The organism is Gilvimarinus sp. 1_MG-2023 (assembly GCF_030548285.1).
Genome location: NZ_JAUOSC010001667.1, coordinates 1 through 238 on the forward strand (window position 1 = coordinate 1; position 238 = coordinate 238).

The following is a 238-nucleotide window of genomic DNA, read 5'->3' on the forward strand; positions in this document are numbered from 1 at the left end:
GATCCAGTGAAGGAGCCAGTGTGGCTTCGCCTTCTTTCCACTTGGCCGGGCAAACTTCACCTGGGTGAGCCGCGACGTATTGAGCCGCTTTGATTTTGCGCATCAGGTCGTCGGCATCACGGCCAATACCTTCAGCGGTCACTTCCATGGCTTGAATCACACCTTCTGGATCGATCAGGAAAGTGGCACGGTCTGCCAGGCCTTGACCTTCACGCAGTACACCGAAGTTGCTGGTGAT

Annotated in this window: 1 pseudogene; it reads right to left on the bottom strand. The window is 55.9% G+C overall.

Annotated elements, in window-relative coordinates:
* A pseudogene (locus tag Q4563_RS22455) lies at positions 1-238 on the bottom strand (peroxiredoxin); the annotation flags it as partial.